Raw genomic sequence first — 13,845 nt, forward strand, 5'->3', positions numbered from 1 at the left:
TACAGGCAGAGGATAAGAACACAATAAACCGGAAGCAGGAGAAGATCGAGAGGATGTTGAGAGGAATATTGCCGGATAGCGGCGTAACCGCCTTATCCGGCATATCATGCGCTTAATTAATCGATATACTTCATCGCCACGCGCGAAGTCAGGCGCGTAATAAGTTCGTAAGCACTTACTTTCGTCATTTCAGCAATGCGTTCAACGGGCAGGCCTTCACCCCACAGGATCACCGAATCGCCAGCTTTGTCCTGCGCCTCGGGGCCTAAATCGACGCAGATCATATCCATCGCGACACGACCGACGATCGGCACTTCACGGCCATTAACCAGCACCGGTGTCCCTGACGGCGCTGCACGCGGATAACCGTCGCCATAGCCCATCGCCACCACGCCCAGACGTGTATCGCGCTCACTCTGCCAGGTTCCACCATAGCCAACCGGTTCGCCCGCCTTGTGTTCACGCACCGCAATCAGGCTGGAGGTCAACGACATCACTGGCTGGCAGCCAAAATCGGCGCCGATAGAGTGGTTTTCCAGCGGCGATACGCCATACAGAATCAGCCCCGGACGCGCCCAGTCGAAGTGGGACTGGGGCCACAGCAAAATTCCCCCCGACGCGGCAATTGAACGTTGCCCAGGTTTGCCCTCGCAAAAGCTATTGAAGATATCGAGCTGTTTTTCGGTCGCGCCGCATTCAGGTTCGTCTGCGCGCGCAAAGTGGCTGACGATATTAACCGGTTGACGCACATTTTCACATTGGGTCAAGCGCTGATAAAACGCCTCAGCCTTCTCAGGACGTACGCCCAGGCGGTGCATTCCCGTGTCGAGCTTCATCCAGACGGTGACCGGTTCAGCCAATTCTGCGGCTTCCAGGGCTTCAAGTTGCTCCTGGTTGTGGACGGCAGTATGCAGACGCTGCGCGGAGATCGTCGGCAGATCGGAGGCATCAAAAAATCCCTCCAGCAGCAGAATGGGCTGCGTGATCCCTCCCGCTCGCAACCGCAGGGCTTCTTCAAGACGAGCGACACCAAAAGCGTCCGCATCGGGGAGCGTTCGCGCGGTCTCTAACAGACCATGGCCATAAGCGTTCGCTTTCACGACCGCAACCAGTTTGCTGGCAGGAGCCAGTTCACGCAGACGTTGCAGGTTGTGTCGCAGAGCGCGGCGGTTAATAACTACAGTTGCCGCTTGCATTCGTATTCCTTAATAAAAGAATCCCCTAAATCATTCGTGTTGCAGGACAAAAACGCTTTGGCGTTTTTGAACAGCGCCTGCGCTGGCCCCAAAGGGGCGAGGACGCAGTCCGAGTCACGCGACAAGCCAGAGAACCCCCGGGAGCTTAGTAAGCTAAGTGACTGGGGTGAACGGGCGTAGTCAACGCATCTGCAGCATGAAGGATGACGGAGATTTATTCGTCGTCGTATTGTGGGCCCGCATAGTTATCGAATCGCGACCACTGTCCGTTAAACGTCAGGCGCACCGTGCCAATCGGACCGTTACGCTGCTTACCAATAATAATTTCGGCGATGCCTTTTAAGTCACTATTTTCGTGATAAACCTCATCACGATAGATAAACATGATTAAGTCGGCATCCTGTTCGATGGAGCCGGATTCACGCAGATCCGAGTTAACCGGACGTTTGTCGGCGCGTTGTTCCAGTGAGCGGTTAAGCTGCGACAGCGCCACCACCGGCACATGCAGTTCTTTTGCTAACGCCTTCAGCGAGCGGGAAATTTCAGCAATTTCCAGCGTACGGTTATCGGAGAGCGACGGCACGCGCATCAGTTGCAGGTAGTCGATCATGATCAGGCCGATACCGCCGTGTTCACGGGCGATACGACGAGCACGCGAGCGCACTTCCGTTGGCGTCAGGCCGGAAGAATCATCAATATAGATGTTTCGTTTCTCCAGCAAAATACCCATTGTTCCGGAAATTCGCGCCCAGTCTTCATCATCCAGTTGACCGGTACGGATTTTGGTTTGGTCTACGCGTGAAAGCGAAGCCAGGGAACGCATCATGATCTGTTCCGAGGGCATTTCAAGACTAAAGATAAGAACTGGCTTATCCTGCAACATCGCCGCATTTTCGACGAGGTTCATTGCAAATGTCGTCTTACCCATCGACGGACGCGCGGCGACGATAATCAAGTCTGACGGCTGCAAACCCGCCGTCTTTTTGTTGAGGTCGTCATAGCCGGTGTTCACCCCGGTGACGCCGTCGTGCGGCTGCTGGAACAGCTGCTCAATACGCGCGACGGTTGCGTCGAGCACATCGGTGATGTTTTTCGGGCCTTCGTCTTTGTTGGCCCGACTTTCAGCGATTTTAAAAACGCGTGATTCCGCGAGGTCCAGCAGATCTTCACTGGAACGGCCTTGCGGATCAAACCCGGCTTCCGCGATTTCGTGCGCAACCGAAATCATGTCACGAACAACAGCACGTTCACGGACGATATCCGCATAAGCACTAATGTTCGCCGCACTTGGGGTATTTTTAGATAACTCAGCCAGGTAAGCAAAGCCGCCGACGCTGTCCAGTTGTCCCTGAACCTCCAACGATTCTGCGAGCGTGATCAGGTCGATGGGTTTTCCCATCTCCTGCAGTCGATGCATTTCGGTGAAGATGTGCCGGTGCGGTCGGGTATAAAAATCTTCCGCCACCACACGCTCGGCCACATCGTCCCAGCGTTCGTTATCCAGCATTAAACCGCCCAACACCGACTGTTCCGCTTCAATCGAGTGCGGCGGTACTTTCAGCCCGGCGACCTGGGGATCGCGCTCACGAGCATCAGTCTGTTGTTTGTTGAAGGGTTTATTTCCTGCCATAGTGAATGGAGTTACCGAGATAATGATTGGGTCGAAAGATTACCACATTTCTTTTGGAGGAAGCATGGCAACACGTATTGAATTTCACAAGCATGGTGGTCCTGAAGTGCTTCAGGTCGTCGAGTTTACGCCTGCAGATCCGGCGGAGAACGAAATCCAGGTCGAGAACAAAGCGATTGGGATCAACTATATCGACACATACATCCGTAGTGGTCTTTATCCGCCGCCTTCTCTGCCCAGCGGCCTGGGAACCGAAGCCGCGGGCATAGTCAGCAAAGTGGGGAGTAAAGTAACGCACATTAAAGCAGGCGATCGCGTGGTTTACGCCCAGTCTGCGCTTGGCGCTTACAGCTCAGTACATAACGTTCCGGCCGATAAAGCCGCCATCCTGCCCAACGCTATCTCATTTGAACAAGCTGCAGCCTCATTCCTGAAAGGGTTAACTGTTTTTTATCTGTTGCGTAAAACCTATGAAATTCAGCCTGATGAACCATTTTTGTTCCATGCGGCTGCGGGCGGCGTCGGGATGATTGCCTGCCAGTGGGCAAAAGCATTGGGTGCGAAGCTGATTGGTACCGTCGGCAATGCGCAAAAAGCGCAAATTGCGCTGCAGGCCGGTGCATGGCAGGTCATTAACTATCGTGAAGAGAGCATTGTTGAGCGAGTGAAAGAGGTAACCGGCGGTAAAAAAGTGCGGGTGGTCTATGACTCAGTGGGAAAAGATACCTGGGAAGCCTCATTGGATTGTTTACAGCGTCGAGGGCTGATGGTCAGCTTTGGTAACGCCTCCGGACCGGTGACTGGCGTTAACTTAGGCATTCTGAATCAGAAAGGTTCGCTGTACGTGACCCGCCCTTCGCTCCAGGGTTACATCACCAACCACCATGAATTAACCGAAGCCAGCAATGAGCTGTTCTCGCTGATTGCCAGCGGGGTGATCAAAGTGGATGTCGCGCCGGGTCAGAAATTTGCGCTAAGTGACGCGCAACGAGCCCATGAAGTGCTGGAAAGCCGGGCCACGCAGGGCTCGAGTTTACTCATCCCATAATGCTCCGACTTCCCCTAAACAATTCAAACAGCAGGATAAAAATGATTAGGCGTTTTTGAGCAGCGCTTGCGCTGACCCTGAAGGGGCTAGGCTTTAAGCTGAGTAACGCGGCAATTGAATGAATCCCCAGGAGCTTACTGGAGTAAGTGACTGGGGTGAATGAAAGCAGCCAACACACCTGCGGTTTGAATTATGACGGGGAAATAAAGAATTAGGGCTTCCCGTGGGAAGCCCTTTCTTTTTTTAGTTCGGCTGTATGTAGGGTACAGCTCGATGAATTCGTTAACCTGGCAATAGTGACAGATTTGATAATCAATTCCTATTTGGTTCTAAAGGCAATGTTACAGGTTGTGACGCACCGCTCAATACCTTAGTAAAATCGGCGGTTATTACGCTGATACTGTGGGACTTTTGGCGCTTTTATCGCCTTGATAATCCACACCACCGCAACGGCCAGTAGCAGCCAGGGTAAAAGTTTTATCATCAAGGCAAATAGTCCGCCCAAAAACATCACTGCAGTGGCGACCACTAATGCGGCCAATACCCCCAGCAAAGATACGCCGGTGACCATCAGCATGATAAAAAACCCAATCACAAAAAGTAGTTCCAGCATAGCTCTCTCCCGAAATTAAATACTCTCCACTGCATTACAAGAAACATGCCAAAATTATTATATTGATTTATAAAGCAAACGCCCCGCGACAAAGCGCAGGGCGTGGTGAAATTCACTAACTTTTGGTGAAAAATTAACGCTTGTCAGCGACCAGCTGCAAGGCGTGTTCCAGAACGTTAATATCTGCCCCGGCTTTATGCGCATTTTCGCTCAGATAACGACGCCACTGACGGGCCCCAGGAATCCCCTGGAACAGCCCCAGCATATGACGCGTCACATGTCCAAGATACGTACCTTTACTCAGTTCACGCTCAATATAGGGATACATGGCACGCACCACGGCGACCGGATCGGCATCCTGAGTAGTAGCGGCAAAAATCTCGCGGTCAACGGAGGCCAGAATACCTGGGTTTTGATAAGCTTCGCGCCCCACCATTACGCCATCCATATGCTGCAAATGGATTTTCGCTTCTGCCAACGATTTAATGCCGCCATTGATCGACATCGTCAGATGCGGGAAATCGCGCTTTAGCTGATAAACGCGGTCATAATCCAGCGGTGGAATTTCGCGGTTTTCTTTCGGACTTAACCCAGACAGCCAGGCCTTGCGGGCATGGATGATAAACATCTCACATTCGCCGTTACCCGAGACCGTGTTGATGAAATCGCACAGAAATTCGTAGCTGTCCTGATCATCAATGCCAATACGGGTTTTCACCGTGACCGGTATCGACACCACATCACGCATCGCTTTGACGCAATCAGCGACCAGTTGCGCATTTCCCATCAGACAAGCGCCAAACATCCCATTTTGAACACGATCGGAAGGGCAGCCCACGTTGAGGTTAATTTCATCATACCCCCGCTGTTCAGCGAGCTTTGCGCACTGCGCCAGTGCAGCCGGATCGCTCCCACCCAGTTGCAATGCGACCGGATGTTCTTCTTCGCTATACGCCAGATAATCGCCTTTGCCATGAATGATCGCACCGGTAGTTACCATCTCCGTATAGAGGAGCGTCTGGCTGGACAGTAAGCGCAAAAAGTAGCGGCAGTGCCTGTCCGTCCAGTCGAGCATCGGCGCGATAGAAAAACGATGAGCGGGAAAAGCGGTAGACTGAGATTCAGGCAGCATGGCGAATATTCAAGCATCCGGTTAAAAAAGGGGCGCTACTATAGCATAGACCGTTACGATAGTGAGCCACATCCTCACAGTTCTCCATCTCTGGTGCCGACCAACGCTACTTACGCCCCGGTTTTCCGTCGTGAGATCCAAAAAACTGCGGCGGATGGTCAACCCAGCGATCCTCGCGCGTGGCGGCATAGACCGGATTAAGCGGATAATAAATGCGATTGTATTTTTTGTTCGCCTCACCCACGACCAGCAGACGTACCTCTTCACTGGTGTTATTGATAAAGGTGTGACACACGCCAGTACCTGCAGGAAAACCAACACTGTCGCCAGGCTCCAGCTTCCATAAATAACCGTTAATCCAGGCCTCAGGATATCCTTCCAGCACATAGATAAACTCTTCTTCATCACTTTCAGCATGCGGGTAAGACGTGCGCCGACCTGGCGGCAGGCGTTCATGATGAATGCCGAGTCGTCCTAACCCCAATTTGCGGGCAAGCGGCGCTCCTATGGCAAACAGCTCATCGCTGTCTGGGTAGGTGGAATCATCGGCCCCCTCAACTTCACGCCAGTGACGAATACAATCGGGTCTTTTCATGTTTATTTTCCAGTATTGCGATGGCTCAGGTATAGCACATCGCGGCGGATCTCGGCGTTTTAAGCAGAACATGTTAAAGTAAGGGATTAACCTTCCACGCAAATCGAGGCGCCAAATGGACAAAACCACTACGCAAGAGTTATTGGCTCAAGCTGAAAAACTCTGTGCGCAACGCAACGTGCGGCTTACGCCACAACGCCTCGAAGTGCTGCGACTGATGAGCCTGCAGGAAGGTGCCATCAGCGCTTACGACCTGCTCGACCTGTTGCGGGAAACCGAGCCGCAGGCCAAACCACCAACCGTGTATCGCGCGCTCGATTTTCTGCTTGAACAAGGGTTTGTGCATAAGGTGGAATCCACCAACAGCTATGTCCTTTGTCATCTGTTCGATCAGCCAACGCACAGTTCTGCGATGTTCATTTGCGACCGCTGTGGCGTGGTAAAAGAAGAGTGCGCAGAAGGTGTGGAAGACATCATGCATACGCTGGCGGCCAAAATGGGCTTTGCTTTGCGACATAATGTTATTGAAGCCCACGGGCTGTGTCCGGCCTGTGTGGAAGTTGAGTCATGCCGTCATCCAGGCGACTGCCAGCATGACCACACAATTCAGGTGAAGAAGAAAGTTGGGCGTTAGTCAGGTGGGAGAGCGTACATCCTTGTACTCTCAGGAGGGAAGGGTCAATTACCAGCGGTAATCATTACGTTTTTCCCAATCGTTAACTTCTTTTTCCGCCTGATCTTTGGCGTAACCGTAACGCTCCTGGACTTTACCAACCAGTTGGTCACGTTTACCTTCAATGACCGTCATATCATCATCGGTCAGTTTGCCCCATTGCTCTTTCACTTTACCTTTAAACTGCTTCCAGTTGCCGCCGACTTCGTCTTTATTCATCATCAAGTCCTCATCGTTAGGTTGTGAATAGCGAGAGTGCCATGTCCAGACACATGCTGTTTTCTCTGGACGTGAGAATAAGTGTAGTCAGTGATTCTGGGTTTTATTTACTATTCGGAATTTTTAACCATTCTGATCAGGCAAACCAGGTTCCATTACGCCAGTGACGCCGCCAGATAAAGGCCAGCGACAGCCCGCGCAACGCGAGGAAAACGGTTAACGCCAGCCACAAACCATGATTTCCCAGCCACGGCAACGTCAGGAGCGTTAAGGCGAATCCCACTGCGGCAACGGCCATACTGTTACGCATTTCTGCAGCCCGCGTTGCGCCAATAAACATACCGTCAAGCAGATAACACCACACGCCCACCAGCGGTAAAACCACCTGCCAGAAAAGATAGCGATCGGCCAAAAGTTGGATTTGCGACAGTGAGGTCAGCAGCGCCACAATCTGCTCGCCAAACAAGGCATAGATCAGCGAAAAAAGGATTGCCACAATTCCTGACTGTCGACACGCTGCTCGCCAGACATCCAGCAACTGGCTGCCGTCCCGCGCCCCATAGGCCTGGCCCGAATGCGCTTCCACGGCATAGGCAAATCCGTCCAGTGCATAAGCGGTAAACGTCAGCAAAGTCATCAGTACGGCATTAACCGCAATGATATCGCCTCCCAGACGCGCCCCCAGCACCGTAATGGCCCCAAAGCAGAGCTGCAACAGCAGCGAACGCAGCATGATGTCACGGTTGAGTGCCAACAAACGACGGAAGTTGCCCCGCCACGCCTGTTTCAACATTGCCAGCGATATTCCGCGCATATGCAGGACTTTGCGCACCATCATCAGACCGATAAGCAGTGTGGCATATTCAGCAATCACCGTTGCCAGTGCCGCACCCTGCACGTTCATATGCAGACCCATCACCAGCCATAAATCGAGCGCAATGTTGAGAATATTGCCGACAATCAGCAGGATAACCGGCGCTCGCGCATACTGCACGCCCAGCAACCAGCCGAGCAGCACCAGATTCGCCAGCGAGGCTGGCGCGCTGAGCCAGCGGATTTCAAGGAAACGCCGGGCTTGTTCAAGTACAGGTTCACTTCCCCCGACAATATGCAGCGCTAAATCGATAATCGGCGTGCGAAACAGCGCGATAAGTACCCCTGCGCCCAATGCCAGCATCAGCGGCTGTACCAGCGCGCGCGCCAGCGCCTGTGGATTTTTCGCACCAAATGCCTGCGCGGTAAGACCGGTGGTACTCATGCGCAAAAAAAGAAGCAGCATAAAGAGAAAACTGGTCGCCGTGGCCCCGACAGCAACGCCGCCAAGATAGACCGGGCTGTCCAGATGACCAATCACAGCAGTATCCACCAACCCCAGCAAGGGAACGGTGATATTGGAGAAGATCATCGGTAAGGCGAGGTGCCAGAGCGCTTTATCAGAGGCGGTAAAGAAAGGCATACAGGAAAGCCTGATGAAAAGAAGTGAAAACTAGCTGTGGCGCAGAATGCGCCACAGTATTAATACATGATTACAGCCATTCACCGTTACGAATGACGCCTACCGCCAGCCCTTCAATGGTGAAGTTTTGCTCGCGCAGATCGACAACGATAGGTTTAAATTCACTGTTTTCTGGCAGAAGTTCAACCTTGTTGCCCTGCTTTTTCAGGCGCTTAACCGTGACTTCGTCGTCGATACGGGCAACAACAACCTGTCCGTTACGCACGTCCTGAGTTTTATGCACCGCCAGCAAATCGCCGTCCATAATACCGATATCTTTCATCGACATACCGCTAACCCGCAGCAGAAAATCGGCGTTCGGTTTGAACAATGAGGGATCGACCTGGTAGTGGCCTTCGATGTGTTGCTGCGCCAGAAGTGGCTCGCCTGCCGCCACACGACCGACAAGCGGTAATCCTTCTTCTTCTTCCTGCAGCAGTCGAATACCACGCGATGCACCGGAGACAATTTCCAGCACACCTTTACGCGCCAGCGCTTTCAGATGTTCTTCAGCAGCGTTTGGGGAACGGAACCCCAAACGCTGCGCGATCTCCGCACGCGTCGGTGGCATACCTGTCTGGCTGATGTGATCTCTAATGAGATCAAACACCTCTTGCTGCCTGGCCGTTAACGCTTTCATTCCGCCCCCTGGGTGTATATACAGTTATGCTGTGAGTATATACAGCTAAAGGTGATTTTGGAACCGCAAACTGCACAAAAAGCAGGAGATTTATGAAGATGTGGAATCCTTATCGCAAATGCGGCCACAACAGAATGCCCCAGGTGATCAGAGCAACGAAAATAGACAACAACACCGCCGCAGAACCCATATCTTTCGCCCGGCCGGAAAGTTCGTGATACTCAGAGCCTATGCGATCAACCACCGCCTCAATCGCACTGTTGAGGATTTCAACGATCATCACCAGCATCACGGAACCAATTAACAGCACGCGGGTAATCGCATCGACGTCCAGCCAGCAGGCGATAGCTACGCCCAGCAGCACGGCAACGCTTTCCTGGCGGAATGCCGCCTCATTGATCCATGCGGCGCGAAAACCTTTCCAGGAATAGCCTGCAGCTTTGATAATTCGGGTGAATCCAGTGGTATTATTGGCCATCAAAAAGAACCTTTTTACATTATTAGCGTCAATGTCATTGTAACGTTACCCCGTTTGTTTCAGGGGGTGGCAAAGCAGCGCGAAGTATGACGGGATACCACAGAAATTCACTAAACTTTCTGATATCCTTGCAGCGCATTTGCATTATTAACCAGAGGCTTTACATCGTTTATGTCCGGCTGGCCACGAATTTACTACAAATTACTGAATTTACCATTAAGCATCCTGGTAAAAAGCAAGTCTATTCCGGCAGAACCTGCCCCGGAATTGGGACTCGATACGTCTCGTCCCATTATGTACGTCCTACCGTACAATTCAAAAGCAGACTTGCTGACGCTGCGTGCCCAATGTCTGGTGCACGATCTCCCCGATCCCCTGGAACCGCTGGAGATAGACGGGACTCTGCTGCCGCGCTACGTGTTTATTCACGGCGGCCCGCGCGTGTTCACCTATTACACGCCGAAAGAAGAGTCCATCAAGCTGTTCCATAACTATCTCGACCTGCATCGCAGCAATCCAGATCTGGATGTGCAGATGGTGCCGGTTTCGGTGATGTTTGGCCGTGCGCCAGGACGCGAAAAAGGCGAAGTCAATCCGCCGCTGCGCATGCTGAACGGCGTACAGAAATTCTTTGCTGTGTCCTGGCTGGGTCGCGACAGTTTTGTCCGTTTCTCCCCATCAGTCTCCCTGCGTCGTATGGCGGATGAACACGGTACGGATAAGATAATCGCTCAGAAACTGGCACGCGTGGCGCGTATGCATTTTGCTCGCCAGCGTCTGGCCGCGGTTGGCCCTCGCCTCCCTGCCCGCCAGGATCTGTTTAATAAGCTGCTGGCGTCAAAAGCGATCGCTCGCGCGGTAGAAGATGAAGCGCGCAGTAAAAAAATCTCCCACGAAAAAGCACAGCAAAATGCCATTGCACTGATGGAAGAGATTGCCGCCAACTTCTCCTACGAGATGATCCGCCTCACGGACCGAATTCTGGGCTTTACCTGGAACCGTCTGTATCAGGGGATTAACGTTCATAATGCGGAACGTGTACGTCAGTTGGCGCACGATGGGCATGAAATCGTTTATGTTCCGTGCCACCGCAGCCATATGGACTATATGCTGCTGTCGTACGTTCTGTATCATCAGGGGCTGGTTCCACCGCACATCGCTGCCGGTATCAACCTGAATTTCTGGCCGGCAGGTCCGATTTTCCGCCGCCTGGGCGCGTTCTTTATTCGTCGTACCTTCAAGGGCAATAAGCTCTACTCCACCGTTTTCCGTGAATACCTGGGCGAGCTGTTCAGCCGCGGTTACTCGGTTGAGTATTTTGTCGAAGGCGGCCGTTCACGTACCGGTCGTCTGCTCGACCCGAAAACCGGCACGCTGTCGATGACCATTCAGGCGATGCTGCGCGGCGGTACGCGTCCGATTACCCTCGTACCGATCTACATCGGCTATGAGCACGTAATGGAAGTAGGCACCTACGCAAAAGAGCTGCGTGGCGCGACAAAAGAAAAAGAGAGTCTGCCACAAATGCTGCGTGGCTTAAGCAAGCTGCGTAATCTGGGTCAGGGCTACGTTAACTTTGGCGAGCCGATGCCGCTGATGACGTACCTCAATCAGCATGTGCCGGAGTGGCGTGAATCTATCGATCCTATCGAGTCTATCCGCCCGGCCTGGCTGACGCCGACAGTGAATAACATTGCCGCCGATCTGATGGTGCGCATTAACAACGCTGGCGCGGCCAACGCCATGAACCTGTGTTGTACCGCGCTGTTGGCTTCCCGCCAGCGCTCTCTGACCCGTGAACAGTTAACCGAGCAGCTTGACTGCTACCTTAGCCTGCTGCGCAACGTGCCGTACGCAGCAGACTCAACTGTTCCTGCACAGAGCGCCAGTGAGTTGATCGACCACGCCTTGCAGATGAACAAGTTTGAGGTCGAGAAAGACACCATCGGCGACATCATCATACTGCCGCGCGAGCAGGCCGTATTGATGACCTACTATCGCAACAACATTGCGCACATGCTGGTTCTGCCTTCGTTGATGGCAGCCATTGTAACTCAGCGCCGTCGTATTTCACGCGTCGCGCTACAGCAGCATATTGATGCGTTGTATCCAATGCTGAAAGCCGAGCTGTTCCTGCGCTGGGAACGCAATGAGCTTGCCGGAGTGATTGACGAATTGGCCAGCGAAATGCAGCGCCAGGGATTGATCGCTCAGCAGGATGGCGAACTGCATATTAACCCAGCCCGCTCCCGTACGCTCCAGCTGTTGGCTGCGGGTGCTCGCGAGACGTTGCAACGCTACGCCATTACCTTCTGGCTGCTGAGCGCCAACCCGTCCATCAACCGTGGTACGCTTGAGAAAGAGAGCCGCACCGTGGCGCAACGCCTCTCCGTACTGCACGGCATTAACGCGCCGGAATTCTTCGACAAAGCGGTATTCAGCTCTCTGGTGCTGACGCTGCGTGACGAAGGATTCATTAGCGATACCGGAGATGCCGAGCCGGAAGAGACGATGAAGATCTATCAGATGCTGGCTGAACTGGTCACATCGGATGTTCGTCTGACCATCGAGAGTGCCACACAGGGCGAGTAAGTAAAAAAAACCGGTCGAAATGACCGGTTTTTATTTTGCAGGCTAAGCCAAACTCAAAAATGCCAGTAGCTCATCGCCAGTCCTAAAAACAGTACCAGCCCTACATAGTTATTGTTCATAAACGCTTTAAAACAGGCATCCCGTTCACGATTAACGATCAGCTTCTGCTGATACACAAACAGCGCACCCGCCACCAGCAGTGACCAGTAATAGCCCAGCCCCAGCCCGTTTAGCCAGCCCACCAGCGCCATCAGCACCAGCACGCCCACCTGCAGAATACCAATGATCAGCTTGTCGTTTTGACCAAACAAGATCGCGGTCGATTTAATGCCAATCTTCAGGTCATCATCCCGGTCAACCATCGCATACTGGGTGTCATAGGCCACCGCCCAGAGAATGTTGGCGAGGAACATCAGCCAGCAGCTCAGCGGCACAGACTCGCTCACGGCAGCAAACGCCATCGGAATAGACCAGCCAAACGCCGCCCCCAGCACCACCTGCGGCAAATGCGTATAGCGTTTCATAAACGGGTAAACCCACGCCAACGCTAACGCCGCAACGGACAACATAATGGTCATTGTGTTGAGCGTTAAAACCAGCAGGAAGGCGAGCAATACCAATACGACGAACAGCGTTCGGGCTTCTTTTTCGGTGACGGCCCCGCTCGGCAGCGGTCGATTCGCGGTGCGTTTAACGTGTCCGTCAAATTTCCTGTCGGCATAATCATTCACCACGCATCCGGCGGCGCGCATTAACCAAACGCCGGCGACAAATACCGCCAGGATCCACAGTTGCGGCATGCCTGGGGTCGCCACCCACAATGCCCATAGCGTAGGCCAGAGCAGCAGTAAGGCGCCGATTGGCTTATCCGTACGCATCAAGCGGTGAAACGCCAGCAGCTTATTCTGCGTCAGACTCCACTCCATCTTTATCTTCCTCTCAGTACAACGGCGATGCAGGTAGGAAAAGTTCGGTAAGCATCAGCGGCTTACCGCTCAGCCGCAGGCGGGAACGTCGCCCCCACAGCGCAGCATCACGGCCAATCTCAATAAAATCTCGGGTCAATGTCGATGACGTAAACAGGTAGCGCCCAAGTGGGGTTTTTCCCAGGTTTTGTAAGGCCAGTTCAGGGCCGCACAAAGTTGATTCAGGCACCACTGTGCGCCCGGCAAGCCAGGGTTCACCGTCCGCGCAGAGCAGGATTTCACGCAACCAATAACGGGGTTCTGTCGGCAGCAGCATCAGTTCTTCAGCCACCTCATTTTGCCCAACAAATCCTTCGCGAAGTAACGTGACGGTAACCTTTTTTCCCTGCTGCTCAAAACGTTTAGTCATGGAATCTTCCAGTAACAACCAGTCGAGCAGTTGCGGGTCCAGCGCCGGAATCGCATCAAAATAACGCAGCGCACGCAGTTGCGTTAACGCAGGGTGTGGCATGCCTTACTCTCCGATTTATAACCTGAAGGCATTGTATCGCAGAAAATGCATTACGGGGTGAGCAAACACAATTAAGTGATCGTCAAAGCAACATAAG

General features: G+C 53.0%; 14 protein-coding genes. 3 read left to right on the forward strand and 11 right to left on the reverse strand.

What is annotated here, in order from left to right; all coding sequences use genetic code 11:
* Positions 1-116 precede the first annotated feature (116 nt).
* Together alr and dnaB are read right to left on the reverse strand one after the other, a co-directional pair.
* Entirely contained in the window at positions 117-1,196 is a 1,080-nt protein-coding gene (gene alr, locus NMD08_RS23890; RefSeq protein ID WP_187253975.1) for an alanine racemase, read from the reverse strand.
* A 214-nt stretch (positions 1,197-1,410) separates the two neighbouring features.
* Positions 1,411-2,826: a replicative DNA helicase gene (gene dnaB, locus NMD08_RS23895; RefSeq protein ID WP_061067020.1), complete on the reverse strand. Its 1,416-nt coding sequence runs from the start codon at positions 2,824-2,826 to the stop codon at positions 1,411-1,413.
* A 64-nt stretch (positions 2,827-2,890) separates the two neighbouring features.
* Between dnaB and NMD08_RS23900 the strand changes: the two genes are divergently transcribed.
* Positions 2,891-3,874: a quinone oxidoreductase gene (locus NMD08_RS23900; RefSeq protein WP_187253976.1), complete on the forward strand. Its 984-nt coding sequence runs from the start codon at positions 2,891-2,893 to the stop codon at positions 3,872-3,874.
* A gap of 370 nt (positions 3,875-4,244) precedes the next feature.
* Here the strand turns inward: NMD08_RS23900 and pspG are convergent, their stop codons facing one another.
* From pspG to NMD08_RS23915, 3 genes are all read right to left on the reverse strand, one after another.
* Positions 4,245-4,487, reverse strand: coding sequence for an envelope stress response protein PspG (gene pspG / locus NMD08_RS23905; RefSeq protein ID WP_151218066.1), 243 nt, complete (start codon positions 4,485-4,487; stop codon positions 4,245-4,247).
* A gap of 133 nt (positions 4,488-4,620) precedes the next feature.
* Complete coding sequence (gene dusA, locus NMD08_RS23910; protein WP_151218067.1) at positions 4,621-5,619, reverse strand: tRNA dihydrouridine(20/20a) synthase DusA; 999 nt, start codon at positions 5,617-5,619, stop codon at positions 4,621-4,623.
* Positions 5,620-5,725: 106 nt separating this feature from the next.
* A complete protein-coding gene (locus NMD08_RS23915; protein ID WP_003031710.1) occupies positions 5,726-6,214 on the reverse strand; it encodes a cupin domain-containing protein in 489 nt (162 codons plus the stop codon).
* Positions 6,215-6,329: 115 nt separating this feature from the next.
* On the opposite strand from NMD08_RS23915, the gene zur reads away from it, so the two are divergent.
* Positions 6,330-6,848 carry a zinc uptake transcriptional repressor Zur gene (zur, locus tag NMD08_RS23920; RefSeq protein WP_151218068.1) on the forward strand — a complete coding sequence of 173 codons (519 nt, stop codon included), beginning with the start codon at positions 6,330-6,332 and terminating at the stop codon, positions 6,846-6,848.
* Positions 6,849-6,896: 48 nt separating this feature from the next.
* Here the strand turns inward: zur and NMD08_RS23925 are convergent, their stop codons facing one another.
* The 4 genes from NMD08_RS23925 to NMD08_RS23940 all read right to left on the reverse strand — a co-directional run bounded on the left by NMD08_RS23925 (position 6,897) and on the right by NMD08_RS23940 (position 9,719).
* Entirely contained in the window at positions 6,897-7,106 is a 210-nt protein-coding gene (locus tag NMD08_RS23925; protein ID WP_003031706.1) for a CsbD family protein, read from the reverse strand.
* 136 nt (positions 7,107-7,242) lie between these two features.
* Entirely contained in the window at positions 7,243-8,562 is a 1,320-nt protein-coding gene (dinF, locus tag NMD08_RS23930; RefSeq protein ID WP_370619193.1) for an MATE family efflux transporter DinF, read from the reverse strand.
* A gap of 70 nt (positions 8,563-8,632) precedes the next feature.
* On the reverse strand, positions 8,633-9,241 hold the full coding sequence (gene lexA / locus NMD08_RS23935; RefSeq protein ID WP_003826596.1) for a transcriptional repressor LexA: 609 nt from the start codon (positions 9,239-9,241) through the stop codon (positions 8,633-8,635).
* 109 nt (positions 9,242-9,350) lie between these two features.
* Complete coding sequence (locus tag NMD08_RS23940) at positions 9,351-9,719, reverse strand: diacylglycerol kinase (RefSeq protein ID WP_370619195.1); 369 nt, start codon at positions 9,717-9,719, stop codon at positions 9,351-9,353.
* Positions 9,720-9,890: 171 nt separating this feature from the next.
* On the opposite strand from NMD08_RS23940, the gene plsB reads away from it, so the two are divergent.
* Positions 9,891-12,311 (forward strand): glycerol-3-phosphate 1-O-acyltransferase PlsB, encoded by a 2,421-nt coding sequence (gene plsB / locus NMD08_RS23945; RefSeq protein ID WP_286541272.1) that lies wholly within the window; start codon positions 9,891-9,893, stop codon positions 12,309-12,311.
* Positions 12,312-12,364: 53 nt separating this feature from the next.
* On the opposite strand, the gene ubiA is transcribed toward plsB, so the two are convergent.
* Complete coding sequence (gene ubiA, locus NMD08_RS23950) at positions 12,365-13,237, reverse strand: 4-hydroxybenzoate octaprenyltransferase (RefSeq protein ID WP_151218070.1); 873 nt, start codon at positions 13,235-13,237, stop codon at positions 12,365-12,367.
* Between the two features lie 13 nt (positions 13,238-13,250).
* Positions 13,251-13,748 (reverse strand): chorismate lyase, encoded by a 498-nt coding sequence (ubiC, locus tag NMD08_RS23955; protein WP_044715430.1) that lies wholly within the window; start codon positions 13,746-13,748, stop codon positions 13,251-13,253.
* Positions 13,749-13,845: the final 97 nt, after the last annotated feature.

Source organism: Citrobacter meridianamericanus (assembly GCF_041320245.1).
GTDB lineage: Bacteria > Pseudomonadota > Gammaproteobacteria > Enterobacterales > Enterobacteriaceae > Citrobacter > Citrobacter meridianamericanus.